The sequence below is a fragment of the Natrialba swarupiae genome (assembly GCF_008245225.1).
Taxonomy (GTDB): Archaea; Halobacteriota; Halobacteria; order Halobacteriales; family Natrialbaceae; genus Natrarchaeobius; species Natrarchaeobius swarupiae.
Map to the genome: position 1 here is coordinate 1 of NZ_VTAW01000038.1, position 23306 is coordinate 23306.

At 60.0% G+C, this 23306-nt stretch carries 19 protein-coding genes and 2 pseudogenes; 4 read left to right on the plus strand and 17 right to left on the minus strand.

Annotated elements, in window-relative coordinates:
- Positions 1 to 543, minus strand: a 543-nt coding sequence (locus tag FYC77_RS18295; RefSeq protein WP_149082942.1) for an SDR family NAD(P)-dependent oxidoreductase, incomplete at its 3' end; no start/stop codon positions are given.
- A 187-nt stretch (positions 544 to 730) separates the two neighbouring features.
- On the opposite strand from FYC77_RS18295, the gene FYC77_RS18300 reads away from it, so the two are divergent.
- Positions 731 to 1903, plus strand: coding sequence for an enolase C-terminal domain-like protein (locus FYC77_RS18300; protein WP_149082943.1), 1173 nt, complete (start codon positions 731 to 733; stop codon positions 1901 to 1903).
- A gap of 561 nt (positions 1904 to 2464) precedes the next feature.
- The gene (locus FYC77_RS18305; RefSeq protein ID WP_149082944.1) at positions 2465 to 2851 is read left to right on the plus strand and encodes a hypothetical protein; all 387 of its coding nucleotides are present in this window, start codon (positions 2465 to 2467) and stop codon (positions 2849 to 2851) included.
- A gap of 50 nt (positions 2852 to 2901) precedes the next feature.
- On the opposite strand, the gene xacF is transcribed toward FYC77_RS18305, so the two are convergent.
- The 5 genes from xacF to FYC77_RS18330 form a co-directional block, all read right to left on the minus strand.
- Positions 2902 to 4350: a 2,5-dioxovalerate dehydrogenase gene (xacF, locus tag FYC77_RS18310; RefSeq protein ID WP_149082945.1), complete on the minus strand. Its 1449-nt coding sequence runs from the start codon at positions 4348 to 4350 to the stop codon at positions 2902 to 2904.
- A 353-nt stretch (positions 4351 to 4703) separates the two neighbouring features.
- Positions 4704 to 5780 (minus strand): ABC transporter permease, encoded by a 1077-nt coding sequence (locus FYC77_RS18315; protein ID WP_238387031.1) that lies wholly within the window; start codon positions 5778 to 5780, stop codon positions 4704 to 4706.
- A complete protein-coding gene (locus FYC77_RS18320; protein WP_238387032.1) occupies positions 5773 to 6984 on the minus strand; it encodes an ABC transporter permease in 1212 nt (403 codons plus the stop codon). The genes FYC77_RS18315 and FYC77_RS18320 overlap by 8 nt, the downstream gene beginning before the upstream one ends.
- The gene (locus FYC77_RS18325) at positions 6981 to 8549 is read right to left on the minus strand and encodes an ABC transporter ATP-binding protein (protein ID WP_149082946.1); all 1569 of its coding nucleotides are present in this window, start codon (positions 8547 to 8549) and stop codon (positions 6981 to 6983) included. The genes FYC77_RS18320 and FYC77_RS18325 overlap by 4 nt, the downstream gene beginning before the upstream one ends.
- A gap of 84 nt (positions 8550 to 8633) precedes the next feature.
- On the minus strand, positions 8634 to 9734 hold the full coding sequence (locus FYC77_RS18330; protein ID WP_149082947.1) for a BMP family lipoprotein: 1101 nt from the start codon (positions 9732 to 9734) through the stop codon (positions 8634 to 8636).
- Positions 9735 to 9987: 253 nt separating this feature from the next.
- On the opposite strand from FYC77_RS18330, the gene FYC77_RS18335 reads away from it, so the two are divergent.
- Positions 9988 to 11394, plus strand: coding sequence for an ADP-ribosylglycohydrolase family protein (locus FYC77_RS18335; protein WP_162354560.1), 1407 nt, complete (start codon positions 9988 to 9990; stop codon positions 11392 to 11394).
- Positions 11395 to 11429: 35 nt separating this feature from the next.
- Here FYC77_RS18335 and FYC77_RS18340 read toward each other — a convergent pair whose 3' ends face one another.
- The 11 genes and pseudogenes from FYC77_RS18340 to FYC77_RS18390 form a co-directional block, all read right to left on the minus strand.
- On the minus strand, positions 11430 to 12359 hold the full coding sequence (locus tag FYC77_RS18340; protein ID WP_149082949.1) for a nucleoside hydrolase: 930 nt from the start codon (positions 12357 to 12359) through the stop codon (positions 11430 to 11432).
- 59 nt (positions 12360 to 12418) lie between these two features.
- Entirely contained in the window at positions 12419 to 13339 is a 921-nt protein-coding gene (locus FYC77_RS18345; protein WP_149082950.1) for a carbohydrate kinase family protein, read from the minus strand.
- Between the two features lie 2 nt (positions 13340 to 13341).
- Positions 13342 to 14001 carry a phosphoribosylanthranilate isomerase gene (locus FYC77_RS18350; RefSeq protein WP_149082951.1) on the minus strand — a complete coding sequence of 220 codons (660 nt, stop codon included), beginning with the start codon at positions 13999 to 14001 and terminating at the stop codon, positions 13342 to 13344.
- A 289-nt stretch (positions 14002 to 14290) separates the two neighbouring features.
- Complete coding sequence (locus FYC77_RS18355) at positions 14291 to 15949, minus strand: adenine deaminase C-terminal domain-containing protein (protein ID WP_149082952.1); 1659 nt, start codon at positions 15947 to 15949, stop codon at positions 14291 to 14293.
- 94 nt (positions 15950 to 16043) lie between these two features.
- Positions 16044 to 16967 (minus strand): nucleoside hydrolase, encoded by a 924-nt coding sequence (locus FYC77_RS18360; protein WP_149082953.1) that lies wholly within the window; start codon positions 16965 to 16967, stop codon positions 16044 to 16046.
- Positions 16968 to 17095: 128 nt separating this feature from the next.
- Positions 17096 to 17404 carry a hypothetical protein gene (locus FYC77_RS18365; RefSeq protein WP_149082954.1) on the minus strand — a complete coding sequence of 103 codons (309 nt, stop codon included), beginning with the start codon at positions 17402 to 17404 and terminating at the stop codon, positions 17096 to 17098.
- Entirely contained in the window at positions 17380 to 18735 is a 1356-nt protein-coding gene (locus tag FYC77_RS18370; protein WP_149082955.1) for a M28 family metallopeptidase, read from the minus strand. The genes FYC77_RS18365 and FYC77_RS18370 overlap by 25 nt, the downstream gene beginning before the upstream one ends.
- Positions 18736 to 18910: 175 nt before the next feature.
- On the minus strand, positions 18911 to 20659 hold the full coding sequence (locus FYC77_RS18375; protein ID WP_149082956.1) for an ABC transporter ATP-binding protein: 1749 nt from the start codon (positions 20657 to 20659) through the stop codon (positions 18911 to 18913).
- The gene (locus tag FYC77_RS18380; RefSeq protein WP_149082957.1) at positions 20656 to 21507 is read right to left on the minus strand and encodes an energy-coupling factor transporter transmembrane component T family protein; all 852 of its coding nucleotides are present in this window, start codon (positions 21505 to 21507) and stop codon (positions 20656 to 20658) included. The genes FYC77_RS18375 and FYC77_RS18380 overlap by 4 nt, the downstream gene beginning before the upstream one ends.
- A 43-nt stretch (positions 21508 to 21550) precedes the next feature.
- Positions 21551 to 22195, minus strand: a complete 645-nt coding sequence (locus tag FYC77_RS18385) for an ECF transporter S component (RefSeq protein WP_149082958.1) — start codon at positions 22193 to 22195, stop codon at positions 21551 to 21553.
- Positions 22196 to 22723: 528 nt separating this feature from the next.
- Positions 22724 to 22840 (minus strand): annotated as a pseudogene (locus tag FYC77_RS18390) (IS630 family transposase); the annotation flags it as partial.
- Positions 22841 to 22932: 92 nt separating this feature from the next.
- On the opposite strand from FYC77_RS18390, the pseudogene FYC77_RS18395 reads away from it, so the two are divergent.
- Positions 22933 to 23226: pseudogene (locus FYC77_RS18395) on the plus strand (IS5/IS1182 family transposase); the annotation flags it as partial.
- Between the last annotated feature and the right edge of the window lie 80 nt (positions 23227 to 23306).

Sequence of the window (23306 nt, forward strand, 5' to 3'; positions counted from 1 at the left end):
CTCGAACGAAGCTCCACCGCCTCTATCCGACTCTCGAAGAGGTCGAGAACTAGTCACTCGACGCTTGGGAAGGTACTGAGTGAGGTTCGAACTGATCGAGGCCGTATTGATGATCACGCCCGGGTCGTCTCGTGCAAGCATATTCTCAACGGCGACCTGCGTCCCGAAGAACACCCCCTTCGAGTTGACCGCGTGAATGCGGTCGAACTCCTCGGGGGTAACTTCGTGCATCGGTTTCGGGATCTGGAGTCCAGCATTGTTGACCATCACGTCGACCCCGCCGTACTCGCCGGCGTACTCGACCAACGCCTCGAGATCGGCACGCTCGGTCACGTCAGTTTCGACGTATTCGGCCGTTCCACCCCGTTCCTCGATAGCCGCGTCCGTCGGGATGTCTGCACCTTTAGGTTCACGCTCGATGTCTCCGTTCAAGACCGTCGCACCTGCTTCGGCGAACCGAATCGCTATCGCGCGACCGATACCCGACGATCCACCGGTGATGACGACGGTCGTTTCCGAGTAGTCGTACGTTAGTTCGGACATACGGTTAGATTGTCAGCCCCTCCGTATAAATAGCCCTGACCGGCGACTCGGGTCGCTGCGGGAGTCAAACGCCCGAGGGACTCCATCGCGGACCGATCCGCGATAAACGACGCAGTCGATCCGTATCTTTCACACATCCTTATTCGGTTTCACAAAATGTTTTGTGCTTCTACGCGACAGGTACTGTATGGCACCCGAGATAACCCGCATAGAGACAATAGAATTTAGCTATCCGATTCAGGACGTCGGGACCGACGGTAATGGGTTCAACTTGATGTACGAGCCGAACTCGACGCTCGAGAGTTCGACCCTCGCGATCAAGGTCCACACCGATACGGAAGTAACCGGGGAGTACGTTCTGGTCACCTCGACCGCGCCCGATCAGATCGACTCGTACGCCGACTACCTCGTCGGCAAGAACCCGCTCAAACGAGAGCGCCACTGGAGCGAGATCAAACGCGGCTTGCGCAAGTACGACCGAATGGGAATCGGTCCCGTCGACATCCCGTTGTGGGACTTCGCCGGTAAATACTACGACGCTCCCGTTCACGAACTGCTCGGTACGTACCGCGAACGGATTCCTGCATATGCCTCGACGTACCACGGGGACGACAACGGTGGACTTGACTCACCGAAAGCGTACGCCGACTTCGCAGAGGAGTGTCTCGATCTCGGCTATCAGGGCTTCAAGGTCCACGGTTGGGGCGGTAGCGACGAGTTTCGCGACGTCGACCGCGAGATCGAAACCGTCCACGCCGTCGGCGAGCGCGTCGGCGACGAGATGGACCTGATGCTCGATCCGGCCTGCGAGTACGAGACGTTCGCCGACGCCCTGAAAGTCGGCAAGGCCTGTGACGAACAGGACTTCCTCTGGTACGAGGATCCCTATCGGGACGGTGGCGTGTCTCAGCACGGACATCGAAAGCTCCGCGAGCAACTCGAGACGCCGCTACTGCTGACCGAGCATACCCGCGGGCTCGAACCGTTCACGGACTTTATCGCTAATGGAGCAACAGACTTCGCACGCGCTGACCCCGAGTACGACGGTGGGATTGTCGGTGCAATGAAGCGCGCCCGCATAGCCGAAGGGTTCGGCCTTGATGTCGAAGTGCACGCGCCGGGGCCGGCCCATCGTCACTGTATCGCGGCGATTCGCAATACGAACTTTTATGAGGTCGCACTCGTCCATCCCGATTGTCCGAACACGCAGCCCCCGATCTACGAGTGTGGCTACTCGGATATGCTCGACACCGTCGCCACAGACGGAACCGTGCCGGTTCCTGATGGACCGGGTCTCGGCGTTGAGTACGACTGGGATTACATCGAAGCGAATAACATCGATCACACGGTCTACGAGTAACCGCTGGACGGCCCCAGATAGCTAGTGGCGTTCCAAGCCTGCACTGATAGGTGAAACCGGTCACCCACACACGGTTTCACCCATCAGTTGACGCTTGGGACGGTACTAGTATTTCTTTCCAAGAAATGGTTGGTGCTGATTTGCAGATGAGCGGCCAGTAGACCGATACTCAGCGATAGCGAGCGGTCACAACACCGCTTTCGATGTTGGACCACACGACGTGTCAGGATCCACCGGCTTTTAGCGACAGTCTCTTTGTAACGCTATATTTTCGCATTATCCGAATAGTTGGCTAATACGCAGTGTATAACAGTTTATCACCCCGGCTATTTTACTGCTGTACGTACGTAAACAGTTCGCGGAGAGTACGGCCGGTTTCTCGTATTGTGAAAGTGGAGACGATTCCGCGACGAACACGGGGTTCGAACCGATCGCATCAGTTGCGGATTCGGATAATCGGAAGTGGAATCCAGGGCGTTCACCCGGGCAACGTTGCTGGTCAACGGACCCGCGACAGGTTATCAACGGCCCTCCGGTTTCCGTCGGTAAATTTCTGCGACTATGATCGCCGATATCGGTCGGGAAGAGAGTCTCGACCCCGTGATTCCGACATTGTGCGCCCTCGAGGGGGTCGACCAGCCGTCGACGCCGAGGGAAGCTCACGGCTCGAGCAGTCAAAGCGATGTAAACCCGATTACCAACGCGTTCGGTGACCTGCTTGACGATCTCGGATTTGAAAGCGATCCCGAGGTCGCAGAGGTGGCGGTTCGCGTAATCCTTCTCGCGGGCCGAGAAACCGCTCAAGTCGAACGTGATGGCGTCCTAGCCCAGTTCCTTGACGCGTTTACCCTCGTCGGCAAAGACAGCAAGGGTGGTCTCGTCTTCGGTGTAAAGAGTACAGTCGATCAGAACCTCATCGGACAGAAAAAACAGGTGAGAGACGATTGAAACGGCGAAATTGGTTGATTCCGGGTGCCAGAAAGCGCTTCTACCGGCTCCTAGAAGCCGTCGTAAACGGTCTTCTCGATCGTGTAGAAGTCGATCCCTGCGTCACCCTGCTCGCGCCAGGTTTCACTCGAGGAGCGCTTGAACCCGCCGAAAGGAACGTGGAGTTCGAGGCCGGTCGTCTTGTCGTTGACTTTGGCAACGCCAGCTTCGACCTCGCGGACGAAGCGTTCGGCTTCCGTGTGGTCGTCGGTGACAATGCTAGCTGAGAGGCCGTAGCTGATGTCGTTGGCCGTCTCGAGGCCGTCCTCGAAGCCGTCGACTTCGATGACGGCGAGGACGGGCCCGAACACCTCTTCCTGGGCGATGCGGTAGTCGTTGTCGACGTCCGAGAAGACGGTCGGCTCGACGTAGTAACCGTCGCCGAAACGCTCGCCCTCGGGCCGGCCACCGCCGGTCTCGAGCGTCGCGCCCTCATTGCTCGCGACATCGATGTACTCGAGGGTCCCCTCGAGTTCGCTTTCGGTGACCTGGGGGCCCATGTCGTACTCGTCGCCGGGGCCGATCTCGATCGATTCGGCCTGCGCGACGACGCTCTCGACGAACTCGTCGTAAATTTCGCTGTCGACGATCGCCCGTGAGCAGGCCGTACAGGCCTGGCCAGTCACACCGAAAGCGCCGTTGGCAACGATTTCGGCGGCTTCCTCGACATCGGCACTGTCCGTGACGACAGTGGGGTTCTTGCCACCGAGTTCGGTCTGAACGCGCTTGCCGTCGTCGGTTGCCTGGTCGTAGACCATGTGACCGACCTCGCCGGAGCCGGTAAAGGAGACGGCGTCGACGTCATCGTGGTTGATGATCGCATCGCCGACCGTACTACCGGGGCCAGTGACGAGGTTTGCGACGCCGTCTGGAAGGCCCGCTTCGTCCAGCGCATCGAAGATCTCGAGGGCGACGCCGGGCGCGACCGACGCCGGGTTGAGCACGACCGTGTTGCCGGTCGCGAGAGCGGGGGCGAGCTTCCAGGCCGGGATAGCGATGGGGTAGTTCCACGGCGTGATCAGGGAGACAACGCCGACCGGCTCGTTCTTCGTATAGAGGTTCGTACGCGGGCCGCTAGCGCTTTTAACCGAGCCCCCCAGATCACGGGTCTTCTCGGCATAGTAGTAGAAAATGTCGATCGCACGCTGGACCTCGCCGCCAGCCTCGGCGTGCGTTTTACCTTCCTCGCGCGTGAGGAGCTTCGTCAGCTCGTCCTTGCGGTCTGTGAGGATCGTCGCAGTCGCGCGAAGGATCGCACCGCGCTCCGGTGCCGGAGTGTCAGCCCACTCGTCCTGTGCGTCGGCGGCGGCCTTGACGGCCTCTCCGGCGTCCTTGACGCCGGAGTCCTGATACTCGGCGACGATCTCCGCGGGCGCTGCCGGATCCTCCGTCTCGAAGCTTTCGCCGGTCTCCGCATCCGTCCAACTACCGTTTACGTAGTTATGATACTGCTCAACCATACACAACCTATCGTACTACGGGTATACGATTCTTGTGATTGCTACCGTTTTCTCGCGGATCGATAGTCGCGATCCGGAGTTGCTGGGAGAGGAATTACGGTGCTAAAATCGATCCGAACATCCGGGAGAGAACACCACCACACGCGTCATTACCGGCTCCGCGAGGAGAGAAGACGTCCGTATGACTGTGCCCGGAAGGCGACGAATCGACGTTGTTGGTAGCCGAGAGTTGAACCGTTCTCGGCTCGGAACGTCACGGCGACCGGTCGGCGGAAAACGATGGCAAACCGCTCCCGTCGGTCAGTTGAGTAGCCTGGTACGGAACCTGAGCGAAAATCAGTAGTGACGTCCCGTTAGTCGTCGCCGCTCTCGTAGTTCTCTCCAGCGTTCGCGGGAATGCGCGTGTAGCCAAACAGAACCAACACGATGATAACAGCCACGTAGGGAACTGCCCCAAACAGCTCAGGAGCTATGTCCAGACCGATTTGCTGTAAACGGAGTTGAAGCGCATCAAGTCCAGCGAACAGCAACGCTGCAGCGAACGTGCCCAGTGGATTGTAGTTCCCCATGAGGTATGCGACGATACCGATGAACCCGTCGCCACCGACAATCGTCTGTCCCTGCCCGATGAACTGGCCAACGGTTGAGAGCGTCAAAGCCGCGCCGCCGATCCCCGAGAGTGCCCCAGAGATCATGATGCTCACGTATCTGACCCGGTTTACGTTGATGCCCGCAGTGTCGAGTGACTCGGGGTGTTCACCACTGGCGCGGACCCACATCCCGAACGAAGTGTGTTTTAGTACATACCACGCCACGGGGACCACGATTAGCATAATATACGTGGTGGGATAGTTGGTGAACAGCAACCGGCCGATCCACGGGATATCCGAGAGGATCGGAATCGCCACCTGATTAAATGTCGCCACGGTGGGGCTGTTGATGTTGCCCCAGTAGACACGGCTGAGAAACGGCGCCAGGCCGAGGAATATGAACCAGACGGCTAATCCCGCGATCACCTGATCGGCCTTGTACCTAATGCAGACGACACCGAACACGAGCGCACCGACTGAACCCACCACGACTGCTGCCAGTAGCCCGAGCCACACCGCGTTGTCAGCTCCGAGGGAGCCTGCAGTCGCACCCGTGACGAGTACGCTGGTGAAGGCACCGGCGATCAAGAAGCCCTCGATGCCGATGTTGATAACCCCACTCTTCTCGGAGTAGAGGCCACCGATCCCCGCGAGCGTGATCGGAACTGACAGCACCAGCGCGGTGTTGAAAAACCCGACGTTCACAATACTGGTTATCCCATCACGGTACGGTGAAACCAACAACGCAACGACTGCTACGATGGCCAGTGCCAACAAGCCGATACGCCGACGAGTCAGGGTTGTGTTTTCGATACGAGTCAGGTTCATATCTTCAATCATCGTTTGCCTCCGTTCCGGTTACAGCAGATGTCGCAGACGACTCGCCAAGGCCGAGTCGACGTCCGATCATGCGCATGAACTCAGGCATAGCCACGAACAAGATGATGATACCGCGAAGCACGCCAGCTAGTTGCCGGGGTACACCCAGTTGGAGGTCCAACGCGACGGACCCGCTCTGGAGAATACCAAACAGTGCGGCCGCTGGAATGACCCCGAGCGGGTTGTTTGCGGCCAACACCGAGACAGTGATCCCGTCGAAACCGACTTGCGGAACACTCGGTTGCCAGTATCCAAGTACCATGAACACGAACACCCCGCCGGCGAGACCGCCGATAACCCCCGACAAGGTGAAAGTACGAACGATTACCTGCTTCGAGTCAACGCCGCTGTACTCCGCCGCCGTGGGCTGTTCTCCGCTCACGCGAATGTTGTATCCGAGCGGTGAGTTGTTCAATAGATAGTGTGCCCCGACGGCGATCAGTAACGTCGGTACGAGGATGAGTATGGAGAAAGACGAGGCCGACGGGAAGATGATCGCCGGAGGGGTCGCATAATCCGGTATGAGTGTCGTCTGGACGGCAGCGCCCTCCCGCAGGAACGACCGGACGATCGTGAACGCGACCGCGGTGGCGATGAAGTTCAGCATGATCGTCGTAATGACCTCGTTGGCGTCATAGTAGGCCAGTAGGATACCTGGGAGCGCGCCGTACAGCGCACCGATGAGCGCAGCTGCCATCATGCCAAGAGCAAACAGGCCACCCCCGCCGACGACATTTGCCGGGAGGAGATCAGCAGTGTAGTGTACGACCGCCGCCCCTGCCAGACCACCGAAGATGAACTGACCTTGTGTTCCAATATTGAAGATGCCCGCTTGGAAGGTCACCGCGACCGCGACGCCAGCCAGGATCAACAACGTGGTCTCCCGGAGTGTCAGACCAAGACTGTACGGCGACCCGACTGCGCCGTTCAGCATCACGCTGTACACTTCGATGGGATTGTAACAGAACTGTAGTCCGCCGAGGCCGAAAACCGGTGATTCACAGCTCGCGAACGCACCCGATACGAGCAACAACAAAGCGCCAGCCACCAGCGCCAAGACAAACGAACCAAGGCTGATGAGGAGTCGTTCACGGCCCGATGCATCCACCATCCGACCCAGAATATGTTTCACCTCGTCGGGCAGTCTAGACTTCAAATCACTCATTTATTCTCGTCCTCGATCCTTTTCGCTTGTAATGTGTTCTCATTGGACACGGAATCAGTTTCTTCAGTTACTAGTTCCTGTCCGGCCATCAGCAATCCGAGTTCGCGTTCTGTCACTGTTTCGGGATCGACCGTGTCGATGATCTCACCCTCGTAAATCACGGCAATTCGGTCCGAGAGTTGTTGGAGCTCGTCCAGTTTCGAGGAAATCAGTAGTACGCCTCGGTCGTTTCGGCGGGCAGAGAGCAACTGTTCGTGGATGAACTCGATGCTTCCGACGTCGAGCCCTCGCGTCGGATTGCTCGCGATGACGAGTTTTGGGTCCCGCTCTAGCTCGCGGCCGACGAGTAGTTTCTGCTGGTTCCCACCGGAGAGTGATTTTACGGACGTTTCGACACCCGACGTTTTCACGTCGTATTCCGCTACGATCTCTTCAGCCAACTCGTCATCCCGCATCCGACGCCCGATCGGGAACGTGTGTTGCTCGCCTAGGATGACGTTCTCACCGTGGTCGAAATTCATCACGAGCCCCTGTTCCTGTCGGTCCGGAGGAATGTACGAGAGTCCAGCGTCGTTCAGCCGGTTACGGCCCCACTCAGTGGCGTCTTCACCGTCAAACGTGACTGAGCCGTCGTCCAACTCGATCAGACCGGCTATCGCGTCGGAGAGTACCGTCTGTCCGTTCCCGTCAACCCCCGCGATGCCGAGTACCTCGCCCTCCCGGACGGACAGGGTGACGTCATCGACGAGAGTCGCATCGTCCCCCTCTATCTGAAGGTCGTCTACACGGAGTAGTTCCTCCCCCTTCGGATGCGGGTCGCGGTCCAATTCGAGCAGTACCTCATCACCAACCATAAGTTCAGCGAGCCGATTGTTCGTCGCCTCCTCGGCCGGAATCGTCGTGATCCTCTTTCCATCCCGGAGTACGGAAATGTCGTCGGCGACAGACATCACCTCGTCGAGTTTGTGAGTGATGAAGATGATTGTTTTTCCCTGTTCAATTAACTCGTCGAAGACCACGAACAGAGACTCTATCTCGTCGGGCGTGAGCACGGCGGTCGGCTCGTCAAGGATGAGGATGTCCGCACCACGGTACAACGCTCTCAAAATCTCGACGCGCTGTCTGACGCCAACGCTTACGTCTTCGACGGCGTCCTCGGGGTTAATATCGAAACCGTACCGTTCGCTCAGTTCTTTCACTTCCCGCCTGGCGGTCTCCATGTCGACGCTCATTCCCAGGGATTTCTTCGGCTCCGATCCGAGGATAATGTTCTCAGTTATCGTCATCGGGCCAACCAGCTTGAAATGCTGATGGATCATCCCGATGCCCTCGTTGATGGCGTCCTGAGGGGACTCGAACTCCTTTTCTTCGCCGTCAATCCGGATCGTCCCGCCATCGGGCTGGTAGAGCCCGTACAGGATGTTCATCAACGTGGATTTGCCTGCACCGTTTTCTCCGAGAATAACGTGAACCTCTCCTTTGTTGACGCTGAGGCTGACGTCGTCATTCGCGACGACACCTGGGAATGTCTTTCGTATATCTGTTAGTTCAACTGAATGAGTCATGTGTCACCGATTTCGTTCTATATCTGGTAGATGTGGGTGGGTTATTTCCAGGCCCGGAAACTCACCCCCGACTGTACAGAGTACTTACTCGTCCACTGTTTCTGGTATAGAGATCTCGCCGTCGATGATCTGCTCGCGGGTGGTAGTGACCGCCTCTTGGGCAGAGTCGGAGACTGCACTCCCGATCTCCTGGCCGTACACGAGCTCGTGTGCTCCATCGGCGAGCCCGAGCTGAACGTCCGAGGAGCCATCGTAATCGCCGTTTACGACGTTTTCGATGGTGGTGAACACCGCACTGTCCATCCGTTTGGTCATGCTCGCGACGATGACGTCAGAGTAGTCGCTCGCAGTCTGGGACTGGTCCGTGTCGACGCCGATAGCCGGCCGTCCGGCCTGTTGGGCAGCCTCGAACATGCCGATCCCGGTCCCACCTGCAGCGTGGTACACGACGTCTGCCCCTTCGCTGTACATCGACTCTGCTATCGACTGGCCCTGATCTGGAGCGTTGAACTCGCCCGCGTAGGCAGACCGGAACTCGATGCTCTCGTCGAAGTCCTCGACGCCGGCCTCATATCCGGCCTCGAACCGTTCGATGACCGGATTACGTGCGCCGCCGACGAACCCGACGACACCCTCGCCGGAGGCCGACACCGTTTCCGATTCGAACCCTTCCGTCGCAATGTGGGCAGCCAGCGTACCGGCGAGGTACGAGCCCTGATGCTCCGTAAAGGAGATATTCGAGACGTTGTCCCGCCCCTCAACAGCAGCGTCGATCAGTGTCCAGTTCTGATCGGCGAAGTCGGCCGACACCGTCTCGATGGGCGTGACCTGGTCGAACGTCAGCCCGATAATGAGGTCGTAATCCGGGTCCTGCGACGACGCGAACTGGTTGTGGAAGTCCGCATACTCCGAATTGCTGTCCGGTTCGCCTGCGGAGTGGCTAATTCCGAGTTCCTCCTCGGCTTGCATTAGCCCCTCCTGGGCATTGTCGCTGAAGCCCTGGTCGCCGAGGCCAGCGACCGGATAGACGATTGCGACGTTTGTGGCGCCATCCGATCCGTTACCGCCGCTACTATCGGTATCATCCGACCCGTTACTACCACCGAGACAGCCAGCAAGGCCAACGAGAGTTCCCGCGCCAGTGGCTTTCACGAACGTTCTGCGATCTAAGGTTCGCTGAGACATATTCTAACAATAGACACAGGTTATTTATACTTTGGGGATTGCGCTCCGTGTGATGGAATCTCGGTACGGGGCACTATCTGATCTTACCTACGACAGGGTCCGAATCCAGCCACGGGTTCTTCGCCCTTGGCGTACGCTAAGCCGCGCGTTCCAGTTGTGTCGCGGTAACACTGACGTCTCCTCGAGGCGGGTCCCAACGGAAAATCCCGGGAGTACGCACCTTTATTACCCCACAATTGAATCATTGAACCGTATGGCCGCAGAGTACGATCCGGGAATGATAGAGGTCGATATCGAAGACGCGCTGCCGTCGCCTTTGTTTATCGCGCCGACCAAACGAGTAGTGCAGTACGAACACCGGCAGTGTCGGGACGAGGGAAAGGACATCTCGAGGCTAGAAGAACGGTTCGAAGCGCTCCTCGAGGCCGAGAGCGTGAGCCAGGCGGAGTTGCACGACCTCCTCGACGACGCTCGAGAACTCCCGGTCCGGTCTGACTACGAGTACGAGGAGCCATCCGGGCTCGAAGAGATCCGTGCTCTCCGTCCGAATGGGCCGCGTCAGTTAGAGGAGGGGTTCGACGACCTCGACGATCCGTACGACGTGGTATACGGCGGCTGGCTCGGCGCGATCGCCGGATGTTTCCTGGGAAAGCCAGTGCAGGGCTGGTCGCGGGACAAGATACACAAGTACCTCGAAGCGAGTAACCAGTACCCCCTCGAGGGGTACATACGGTCCCGGGAGTCTCTCGACGAAGAGTACGACATCTACAACACGGTCGAGTCCTCGGACGCATCGGACAGTTTATTCGTCAACGACGTGCCCTACATGCCCGTCGACGACGACATCGACTACATCGCTGTTGGCCTCGGAATTTTGAACGAACGCGGCTTCGAGTTCGAGCCGATGGACGTGGCAAACTACTGGCTTCAGAATCTCCCGGCGTTCAACACATACACCGCCGAACGGATGGCTTACCGGAATCTGATGAACCTCGTAACGCCCCCGGACTCCGCCTCACTTCGAAACCCCTACCGCGAGCACGTCGGCGCATTGATACGCGCGGACATGTGGGCGTACGTCGCGCTCGGCGACCCCGAGCAGGCGGCGGCGTATGCGTGGCGTGACGCCTCGATCAGTCACGTGAAAAACGGCATCTACGGCGAGATGTTCGCGGCTGCGATGATGGCCGCGGCGCCGTTCGAATCCGACGCCCGCCGCCTGCTGGAGATCGGACTCTCTGAAATCCCCGCCGACTGTCGTCTCGCGGACGCGGTCACCGACGTCATCGAGTGGTGGGAGGCCGACGTCGAGTACGAGGTTGCCGTGGAGCGAGTCCACGAACGATGGGACGAGTCCGACCAGTTCGACTGGGTTCATACGATCAGTAACGCCGAGGTGTTCACTATCGGGCTCCTTTGGGGCGAGGGTGACTTTGGTGAGTCCCTCTGCCTGGCCGTTCAAGCCGGGTTCGATACCGACTCACACGGGGCCACGCTCGGGTCGGTCCTCGGTCTGTTACACGGCGCGGACGCACTCCCCGAAAACTGGGTCGAACCGCTGAACGACACGGTCGAGACATCGCTCGTCTCCTACCAGCGCCAGCGAATTTCTGACCTCGCCGAGGAGACGGTGGACCTCGCCCGCGAGGCGAGCGAGTGATTTCATAGCGCCGATTTTAGGACAGTGATGCGGCCTTAGCTCTCGACGAGGGCGTCAATTGACTCCTCGAAAACCTCTCTGAACCGCTTCGTGTCTGCCGCGATCGCGACTTCGGCATTGGGTTCGTTGTCGGTTACCCGACGTTCGTCACAGACGACGGCACCCCGACAGAGACCGTCCGTCGTCTCCACGGCGAGGTGGTAGGACTCGAACGTCAGTACTTCCGGATCGATTAGGTGCGCAACGACGGCCGCGTCGTGGATCGCCGGGTCCATCCCGCCACCGAATTGCTTTATCTCGTCGGGATAGTCAAGCCACGGCCCGACGATGTCGTACGGTTCGTCCAGCCCGGAATACGTTTCAATCATCTCGAGTGAGACGGACGCGTCGTGTGTAGCGTCGAGTCCAACCATATGCGGCACCCCTGACTGGATGACCCGGCTCGCGGCGACCGGATCGTTGTGGAAGTTGGCCTCGGCCATCGGCGTCTTGTTCCCGGCGACCGTGGCTGCGCCGCCCATCAGGTAGATGCCATCGACCATCTCGGGGAGCGACGGTTCGAGCTGGAGGGCCATGGCGAGGTTCGTCATGGGCCCGACCGCGACGATGGTGATGTCCTCTCCGTACTCGCGGGCCTGCTGGACAATGAACTCCGCGCCGTGGGCGTCGACTGGCTCCGTCGTCGGCTCCGAGAGATCGCCACGGATGCCGTTCTCGCCGTGGATCCACTCCGCGGTGTCGAACGCTCCCTCCGTCGGTTCGGCCGCCCCACGCGCGACCGGCACGTCGGTTCGGTCGAACCGCTCAAGGATAGCGAGTGCGTTCCGCGTGGTGTTGTCGACGGTGGAGTTTCCACCGACCGTGCTCATACCCGCGACCTCGATCGACGGGTGTCCGAGCGCCATCGCGATCATCACGGCGTCATCGCTACCCGGGTCAACGTCCAGATGTACTCGTGTTACCATGTACAGCGATTAATAAGTCGAGAGTAATAACTATACTGCCTGTCGGACAGTCCGGCGGATCAGTCCAGAAAGTCCGTCACGTCCGAAAGCGTTGGTGACCCGCCGTGAGCACCGATAACAGTACAATTAAGCCCCCCAACGGCGCTCGCAAATCGGATTACCTCGTCCATCGTCATCTCTTCGAGCACCCACGCATGGATCAGCCCTGCGGTAAAGGCGTCACCCGCACCCGTCGTGTCCGTCACCTCCACGTCGAAGGCGGGCCGCCGTCGAACCTGGCCCTCGTCGAACAGGTAGACACCGTCGGAGCCACAGGTGATGGCTCCTGCCTCGAAGCCCCGTGCAACGAGTTGGGCACAGCAGTCACCCGGCTCCGCGTCCGTCCGGAGGTACGACCGCGCCGCTGAGATGTTGGTGACGAAGCGATAGACGTCAGGTGCGAGGTCGTCGAGTGCCCCTCGAGTGAGGCCACGCTCTGTTAGGTCCGTAAACTCGCCGGCGAGATCGTACACCAATGGTGTGTCCAACGATGCGATCCGTTCGACCGCCTCGAGGGGTGCGTACGCGGAAGTGAACACGGCATCCGCGGCCTCGATGGTCGCGATGTCGGTGTCCGTCAGCGTGAGTTCGAGTACCGACTCTCCGCCACCGATTATCGCTCGATTCCCGTCCGGATCCGTGAGGACGAGACAGTACGAGGTCCGCTTGTTGGGGAGGCGGTGTATCTGTAGGTCGTCGATCGACGACGAGTCGAGGCGGTCGATCAAGTCGTCACCGTCCTCGTCGTCCGCGACACAGGATATCAGCCCCGTCGAGTGACCGAGTTGGGAGAGGATTATCGCGACGTTCGTCTCCACGCCGCCGAGTCGCTGCTCGTACGCTTGGACAAACGCCCCCTCGTCCGGGCCAGGCAGATTCGTCAGGTGGTAGGTGTGGTCGATGAGTGTGTTGCCGACTGTGACAACGCGAGGATCACTCACGGTTACTCGGATCCAGCCCGCGCCGCCTCGGTGAACGCACGAACCTTCTCCGGATCCTTCCGTCGTTCGCCCGCGGACGTGTGCGTGTAAGAATCGACACCTGCCGGGTCGACGGCCTCCACGGCCTCTGTGACGTTCTCCGGCGAGAGCCCACCGGCCAGAATCACTGGCGTCTCCGTCGCTTCGACGATCCGCCGGCTTATCGACCAGTCGTGGGTCTCGCCCGACGCACCGATACCCTCGACCGCGTCAGTCGCAGTATCGAGGAGGAACCAGTCGGTGACTGAGTCCAACTGTTCGGCGATATCGACCGCACCATCGACAACGTCGAGCGCCCGCATCACGTCCATCGACTTCGGGAGCGCTTCGTTGATCTCGCGAATCTGCTCGACCGTCAGTGCGTCGACGTCCGGACAGAGGTGGAGGATATCGGGGTCGACAGCTTCAGCGTAGTCGAGTATCTCATCGACGTCCGTCTCGACCGTCAGCGCGACCGTGCGCATCCTGTCGGACGTCGCCTCGAATAGCGTTCGAGCCTCCTCGTTGGAGATCGATGCCGGGAGATCCTGATTACCAGCCGCGACACCAACGTGGTCTACGCCCGCGTTCGAACACGCGTGTACGTCGTCAACGGTAGTAAGCGAGTAGATCTGTACTATCATGATAGTAGGGTTCAGAATGCAATCTAATAAGATTCACGGAACGTGTGTTCATGTAACATGGTGAATTTAGCCACCGATGCGTTCGTTACGAAGGCACCATCTGGGTGAGGATGCGGGGAATGGGAAGGTGGTGTCAAGAGGCGCTAACGCAACTTCCCAACCCACTTGAAGACGCGCCCGCCATCGATACGTCGTCTACGGGAAGATCGCGAGCGTTGCGGTCTGGCCTACTGTCGGCTCTCGAGACGTCAGTCGCGCTTTCCGTGTCGCATACGAACACGAGAGGTGCTCACTCGAGAACGACGTCAATGATCGACATGGACGCGACATCGACCAGTCCGTTGTTCGTGAGTCGGAGTTCGGGGACAACCTCGAGCGAGAGGTTGTCAAGTTCCATGATACCTCCCGGAAGTGTCGTTCCGATGGTCAGGGCTGCTTCCTGTACTAACTCGAAGCGCTCGGCGACCGTCTCGAGGGGCTGATACGACAGGAGGCCGGCGATCGGCAGTGGAAGTTCGGAGATTCCGTTCTCCGGATCGTAGACGGCGAGCCCGCCGCCGACGTCTCGGAGGTGGTTTGCGACCGTTGCCATTGCGTCGTAGTCGGCGCCGACGACGACGAGGTTGTGTGCGTCGTGGGCAACCGTACTCGCCATCGCCCCGCGGTCGATCCCGAACCCGTGGACGAAGCCCCGCCCAATGGAGTCGTCGTCGCTGTGGCGTTCGATTACGGCCAGCGCCAGGACATCATCTTCGGTCGCATCCGTCGGAACGCCGTCGCGGACGGTGAGGCGCTCGATCGTTTCGGTCGTCACCTCGCCGGTGTGGTCGATCACCCGGACCGTCCGCTCGCCGTCGACGAGGTCAGGGTGGACGAAGTCAGCTGCCGACAACGGCGGACACGACATCGTGTTGTGATCGAGTTCGAACGCGGGCGGCTCGTCGACGGCCGCGAGCGGATCGACGACCCCGTCGACGACGACACGATCGACGGCCCACGTCTCGAGGTCATCGAGGAGCACGAGGTCGGCCGGTGCCCCCGGCTGGATCGCACCGGAGTCCAACCCGTAGGTTTCCGCGACGTTGATCGTCGCCAGTTGGACGGCCTCGACCGGGTCCGTGCCGGCGGCGATCACGCGCCGAAGCGCGTCGTCGATTCCGGCGTGCTCGACCAGGTCGTCGATGTAGAAGTTATCCGTACAGAGCATCAGCCGTCGACTGTCGACGGCGTCGATCAGCGGCATCAGTTCCTCGAGGTTCTTGCTCGAGGATCCCTCACGGAGGTGGATGCGCATCCCGCAGTCGGCTTTCTCCCGTGCCTCGGACAGGACGCGGCTCTCGTGTGCCGTATCGAGGTGGTGACAGAGCTCGTGTAGCTCGGTACCGGAGCGCCGGGGCAGGTGACCATCGACGGTTAGCCCGTGGCGCCGAGCGGCCGCGATCTTTGCGTGGATTTCCCCGTCGCCCTCGAGCACTCCCTCGGCATCCATCACCTCCGCGAGCCCAACGACGCGCTCTTCCTCGAGTAACGCCGCCGTGTCAGCGGCGTCGATCGTCGCGCCGGCATCTTGTAGGCCCGAGGCAGGGACGCTCGAAGGAACGGTAAAGACTGCTCGTAGCGGCGTTTGCTCGGCTTGTGCCAATAGTGCGCGGATGCCCGCGACGCCTAGGACGTTCCCGATCTCGTGTGGGTCCGCGACGATGCCGGTGACGCCGTGGGGAAGCACACCCTCGGCGTACTGAGGCAACGTCAGCATCGTCGACTCGACGTGCATGTGAGAATTGATCAACCCCGGCGCCACGTAGGCGGCCTCATACTCCGCGTTCGTCGGCCGGTCACCGAAGCCGACGATGACACCGTCGTCAACCGCGATCGTCCGCTCCTCGAGAGTCCCGGTGAGGACGTTGACCATCGTCCCTCGCACCAGCAGGTCGACGGTGGCTGTCATCTGTCAGGGGCGGCCGAACGCTCGTCAGCGCCCGGCTTCGGACCGAGTCGGCTCGAGTCGCCGACTACGGTCGTGGCCGGTGGTAGTGCCCCCATCATAGGTTTTCGAGCGTCTCCGCCAGCGTCGTCTGGAACCGCTCCAGATCGACGTCGACAGCGACGTCAACGTTCGGTTCTTCGCCGGGGGCCCCCCGGGTGTCACAGATCGTCGCGCCGCGGGACGGGCCGTGGCCAGTGTTGACCTCGACGGGGTAGGTTTCGTACTCGAAGATGTCATCGACAATGTCGATAACGACGGCGGCGTCGTGAACTGACGGCGGGTCGTCAATGCCCCGCTCCCGGATCGCATCGGTATCCTCGTACCCAAACCAGGCGGCGATCGTCTCGAACGGGACCCCCCGGCGGGCGTAGTCTTCGATCAGTTCAGGTGCCACCTTACTCCGGTTCGTGACGTCGAGACCACCCATCTTCGGGCGGGCGTACTGGACGACGTGACTCGCAGCCTCGGGGTCGACGTACACGTTGAACTCGGCTTCGGGCGTGACGTTGCCGCCGGTCATCGCTGCCCCACCCATGAGGTAGATGTCGGCGACCATGTCGGGCAAGTCGGGCTCGAGGTGCATCGCGGCGGCGAGATTAGTCCAGGGACCGACCGCGGCGATTGTGAGGTCATCACCGTGTGCACGCGCCTGTTCGACGATGAACGAGACACCGTGGTCGTCGATCACCTCGGCCGTCGGTTCCGGCATGTCGCCCCGGATACCGCCCGGTCCATGGACCTCTTCCGCGTGGACAAGGTCGCGACAAAAGGGCCGATCACAGCCCCGAGCGACTGGAACCTCTGTCCGATCTAGAAGCTCCAGGATCGCGAGGGTGTTTCGCGTCGTGTTCTCGAGCGTCGTGTTGCCGGCGACCGTGCTCAGCCCGACGAGTTCGAGGTCCGCGTGCGCCACCGCGGCTGCGATCGCGACGGCATCGTCACAGCCAGGGTCAGTATCGATGAGTAGCTTCTTTGTCATTGCGGTGTGTTCCGTGTCATTATGTATCATCTATTATCAGTGTTAGTGGTTGGCGTCCGATACGAGGATGTCGAAACCGGTGGTAACGGTTGTCATCTCGTCCAAGACGCCCCACCTGTCACAATCGTCTAGTCGTCCGCACGACCACTCGCCGTTTCGATGGCGACGTGCATCGCCCCGCTCTCAAGGATGCCCGAAGCGTTAGCCTCAGCCACGGCCCACGCGTGGTGAATCGGGGCACCGTCCCACCCAGACTGGCCACGAGGAAACTCGAGCCACCCCCCGACGACGTCGCCGGCCGGCGAGACGAGACCGCGAAACCGGCCGAACTCGTCGACCGTCCCACGACGGTCGTGACGCCGTAGTCGAGCGGTACCGACGGGCCACACGATCGCGGCACGGAGCCGTGACGTCAGTCCTGGGACGCCGACTCCCACGGCCACACGCCGGTCATCCGCATCCCTTCGGCGTGGCCCTCCTCGACCGCCGCCTCGCGGATCTCTTCGGGCGATCGTCGGTCGACGTCCTCGGCTGCGAGCAACTCGGTAACGGCGGCGGTGGTGGGCACCGCGAGCGCCCGGAGATCCCGCCGATCGACCTTGTCGAGCGTATCGGCGTGGGTGTGGCCCCACCCTCGCAGCGCGTCCCCGTCGTCTTTTGCCGTCACCATCGCACCGGGAATACCGCGGTAGACGAACGGCCACTGGTCGCCCCACGGAACTAGGCCATCGTCGAGTTCGATCGGGACGCCCAGATCGTCGCTTGTCGCCTCGAACGCGGCACCGATGGCGTCGATACCGTGGGTCGAGACGACTGGGTCGCGCGACGAACCAACCCCGTCGAGGTTGATCACCGCCCTCACCGTCTCCGGATCGGTCTCCGCGGCCCACGCCTCGCTCCCGAGAAGGTGGAGCTCCTCGGCACCGAAGGTGACGAACCGAACCCTGGTCTCGAGATCCCGCGTGGCGGTCGCGAGCAGGCGCGCCACCTCGGTGACGACCGCACAGCCCGCAGCGTTGTCGGTCGCCCCCTCGGAGATGTCGTGGGCGTCGTGGTGGGCCGTAACGAGGACCTCGGGACCCGTCTCGGGGCCGAGCGTCGCCGTTACCGACTGCGAGGTCGTTCGCTCGTTCTCACAGTCGACCGTGAGCGTGACGGAGGGGTCCCCCCGTTCGCAGGTGCGAGCAAGCCGCGAACCCAGCTCACGGGAGACGCCGACCGCCGGAATCGCACCCGCACCGTCGCCGGAACCAACGTTGCCTGTCGCGGGTAGACATCCGACCTGCTCGTTGGCGAAGATAAAGCCAGTTGCCCCCGCCTCGACAGCCCGGTAATACTTCTCCGTCCGGTGGATCCACCGGTCGCTGGTGGCCGGGGTGGCACTGGAGACGAGGACGATCGCTCCGTCGAGGTCAGTCTCCGCGAACTCCGGGGGGACACCGTCTCCGAGATCGATCAACGGCGCCGTCACGGTTGCTGCCGGCGAGCGGGGGAGAGCGAGCACCTGATGTGACCGATCGTACTGCCGGTCGGACTCACCGTGAACCGTCAGCGCAGACCGTCCGCGTGTCCAGCCGGGAATCGAGAACTGCCGCCGCTCGACATTATTACAGTCGTATCGCTCGAAGGTTTCCGCAAGAATCCTCGCGGCCTCCATCTCGCCGTCGCTGCCCGCGGCCCGGCTCTCGACGTCGGTCAGTCGCTCGAGAACGTCCCAGACGTGCGCCGCCGAGTACGCGTCGCCGATCAGGTCGGCTGAAACTGTCATCGACCACCACATCGGTCAGCGCCCGCAAAAACCCATCGTCCACAGGCTCGTCCAATCGGGCCCCCTCTGGACACAGATATCGTCACTCGTGAGTGTGTGGGCCACGTCGCCACCGATCAGTTCGATAGAACTACTGGGTGCCTGAACCGCTCCAGATAAGCGGGGCCGAAGACGGTTACCCGGAGGCCTCGGACGTCCTCTCGAGTTGGGCAAACAGTTCGTCGACCGTCAGCACCGTCTTCTCGAGTCCGAGTTGCTGTCCGATCTGCGTAACGATCGGCGGCGATACGTCGGTCTCCTCGAGTACGTCCGGTTGTCCGAACACCTCCCGCGCCGAGCCGTCGAGGAGCACCTCGCCGTTAGAGAGGGCGATTAATCGGTCGGCGTACCGGCTCGCGAAGTCGACGTCGTGGGTGATTACGACGACGAGAACCCCGTCCGAGACGAGCGACTCGACGAGATCGCCGAGCAGTTCGTTCCCCTCGGCGTCCTGTCCGCCGGTCGGTTCGTCCAAGACGACGATCGGGGTATCCATCGCGATCACCGACGCGACCGCCACGCGCTTGCGCTTGGGCTGGCCCATGTCGTACGGGTTTTTCTCCCGAACGTCCTCGAGTTCTAGGCGCTCGACCGCGTCCTCGACGAGTTCGTCGATGCGCTCGTCGTTGTACTCGAAATTCTTCGGGCCGTACCGGATCTCCTCGTCGACCGTGTTATGAAAGAGTTGGTCGTTCGGGTTCTGGAAGTTCAACCCGATCTCTTGTGCGATCCTGGCGACACGGTGCTCGCGTGTATCCAGATCACCAACGGTCACCTGCCCCTCAGTAGGTTCGAGTAACCCATTGAGGTGCTTTGCGAACGTCGTCTTCCCGGCACCGTTTTGCCCGATGAGACAGACGCAGCCTGCATCTAGATCGAGGGAAACGCCGCTGAGTGCTTCGACCTCCTCGTTGTACCGGAAGACGACGTCGTCCATCCGAATCCCAACGTCGTTGGCCACGAGACCGTCGGCGCTGGCGGCGCCGCCGTCCGTTACACCATCAGTCGTTCCGCCGGCCGGGCGAGTCGTAGGGGCGTAGGGCTGGAGTTCCTCGACAGCGTCGGCCATCGACACGGGAACCGGCGCAGTTTCGTCGACGTAGCCGTTCGAGCGAAGCCGTTGCCCGATCGTCACTGGATCTGGGACGGGGACGGCCCGATCTTCGATCGTCGGATCTGTGAGGACCTCGGTCGGGGTTCCGTCGTGAGTGATCTGGCCGTCGTCGATCACGATCAGGCGATCCAGGTGCGGCGCCAGACGCGTGAGGTCCTGGCTGATCAACACGATGGTGTACTCCTCGCGATCGAGGTTCGATACGATTCGGAACACCTCCTCGGAACCCTGCGGGTCGAGTTGTGAGGTCGGTTCGTCGAGAACGAGGATCTCCGGTTGCATCGCAAGGATCGACGCGAGTGCCACCCGCTGGGACTGCCCGCCCGACAGCCGCTGGGGGTTTCGCATGACGAGGTCTTCGATCCCTGCGAGTTCCAGACTCCACTTCGTCCGAGAGATGATTTCGTCGACCGGAAGGGCCAGGTTCTCGAGTCCGTAGCCAACCTCTTCGAGGACAGTCGTACTGGCGCCAGTGAGTTGGTCGAACGGGTTCTCGAACAACATCCCTGCTTTCATCGACTGCTCGCCAATCGTCGTCTCGCGCATGTCGACGCCGTCGACGGTGACAGTTCCGGACAAGTTCCCGTCGAAAAAGTTCGGAATGTAGCTAGGTATCAGCCGGCCGAACGTCGACTTGCCCGCATCGCTGGGACCAGTGACGCCGACGAACGAACCCTGTTCGATCGAACAGGTGACGTTCTCGAGTGCGTGTACGTCGTCCGATTGCGTCCGGTACGTGAACGTAACGTCGTCGATATCGATCAGACTCATAGTATCACCCGCCACACCGCAACCGCGATCACACAGGCAAACATCAGCCATCGAAGTGCCCGATCAAACGTCGTATCGGGTACGTCAAATAGGTACGTGCGCTCGCCTTCACGAGCGAATCCGCGCGACTCGAGTGCGAGTGCGCGGGTTTCGGTCGATATCAGCATACTAATCAACAGCGGCGCGAGAAGCGCAACGAGAGACGTCGCGCGACGCCAGAGGTTCGCGCTCGTATCGAGCCCGCGTGCCTGCTGTGCGTCTAGGATCGCGTTCGCTCGCTGGCGCATCTGCGGAATGAACTGCAGCGCAGCGAGAAAAACGTACGCGAGTTTGCTCGGCATCCGTTTTTCCATGAGGGCGATTGTCAGCCGCTTAGGGTGGGTCGTGACGATCGTTCCGAGCAGTGCAAGCATCAACACCAGAATCCGAAAGAGAATCAACAGCGCGAACAGCAATCCTTCCTCATAAACGATGATCTGCTCGAAAACGGGCACCGACTCGAAAATATACCAGGGTGTCTGATTCTCCGGATAGAACAGGCCCTGAATAACGACCAACGCCACCGTGAGCGGGATACCGATGACGGCAAGTACCTTTGCGATTGGTCGGTACACTCCCGTGACGACCACGACCATCGCGAGCAGTACGGACAGGACGAGACCAACCCGGAAGTCAGGAATGAGAAAGGCAATTGTGATCAAGCCCAGGCTAATGACGAGCTTTGTGACAGGGTTGAGCCGGTGGAGAAATGTGTCCCCCGGCTGGTAATCGATGACATTACCGGGTTGCTCGGCCTCTTCAAGGACATCGTCCAGATTAGTCCCGTATATCGTATGCTTTTCACTCATGTTAATAATTCAAATGGCGAGTTCATTGGATGGTCCAGTACCTCTATGAGATGGACTTCTGACCGAACGATGGACGGTACCGCTCGGGTACGGACTTCGCGATGAAGTACGCAATGAACACGCTCGCAATCTTGTCAACCGGTTCAACAAGGAACTGGGTTGCGACGACGCTGGTGATCAGTTCTTGGCCGGTTGCCAGGAACACGCCGGTTACGACGCTCGTCGGTCCACCAGTGACACCACCGAAGACGAGAACGACGATCGGCGAACTTACGATTACCGAGACCAAGACGACGACTACCGCGACGCCAACCAGTTTGAGGTAGCCTTTCCCCTCTCGGATGCGGAACCAGCCCCGTACTGCGAGATAGCCGACGGCGAGCGCAACGGCTGCCTGAACGAGACCGAACGGAAGTAATGTCGGCGACGCCGTGAACGATAGGACGACGTTTGTCAGTAGGCCGCCGACAACGGCGACGTACGGGCCCGCGAGCACAGCGAGCAGAATCGTTCCAATCATATCGAGATACAGTGGGATACGTAAGACGTTAGTCAACGTCCCACCAATGACGTTGATTCCGACAGCGACTGGTATCAACACCCATGCTACTGTCGTGAAATCGGACTGTGCACGTTTAATGAACGATGACTGCTTTCGGTCTTCGAACTCTTGTTCTCTAGTTGCCATATTTGCCTGTGGACTGTGTTATCTTCTGCCGTGTGAGATATGTCCTCACTAACAAAATATAACCACCGCATTATTTCTGGTTTTGGTGGCATAAATATATTAGCCTTCATCCAGCTGTGAAAGAGTAGAAACTCTATTTTAAACCCTCGGTTTTGCACGTTGGATATCCTATAACTCGAGTCGGCAAATCGGTAGAAGAGTCGCTGTTGAACAGGTATTTCGATGCTGTCTCGAACCCCACAACGTTGACGGTCCACCTATCGATGCGAAAATGCGAGCAGTTCCCTTCGCTAGTGATCAATTCGACATTCCGTGCATCGGGAAAATCAGTCAGCAGACGCTCTCTCGTAGCTGGTTAAGCAATATCCATGTCGTCCACACAACGTGCAGAGCTGAGTCACTATCAGAGTCTCAGTCAATCACATCGACAGCCGCACTGTCTTGTCCAGTAGGGGATGAATCTGCTTGAACTGTGCTCGGTCCGTCTCGAAGAGATGGTAGCAATGGGCTCCGGAACTATAGTAGATATTAGAAATAATTGCTCACTTTTGGGACAGAGATTCGATCAATAGCGGTATCAATCGCTGTTGTGAGTTCGTTGAGTGAGTCAAAGAAGCGGTTGCTAAGTGCCGCTTGGAGTTGTCTTGCCTTGTTTTGCCGCCGAATGACGACAGTCTCAGACGCTCTCACGATTATCTTCCGTCAGATTAACCGGGAAATGGACGCCGTCTGGCGATATGGTATCGCTCAGACGGCTAGCGCGAATGTGTCGAGACCTTGCCAAACAGCATGTTGACGATCCGGACGTACCCGCCGCGCCGGACGGCGCGGACGGGTACGCCAAGTGGACACAGATCGCGTTAATTCTGTTCCGCGTCGAACTGGAGAAGAGCCTCCGTGAAACTGAAGACTACCTCAACGAGATGCCAGGTGTTCTTGCTGTATTCGATCTCGACGAGGCACCGCACTACAGTTCGTTCTGCCGGTGGGAAGACGAGTATCGGATGCGTGAACTCCGCCGCCTGCTCCGCCGATAATGAGTACGAAAACTTTTGTGAGTTAAGATCGATGAGCAAGTAATGGAACGCTCACGTCGAAAGGAGATTAAGCG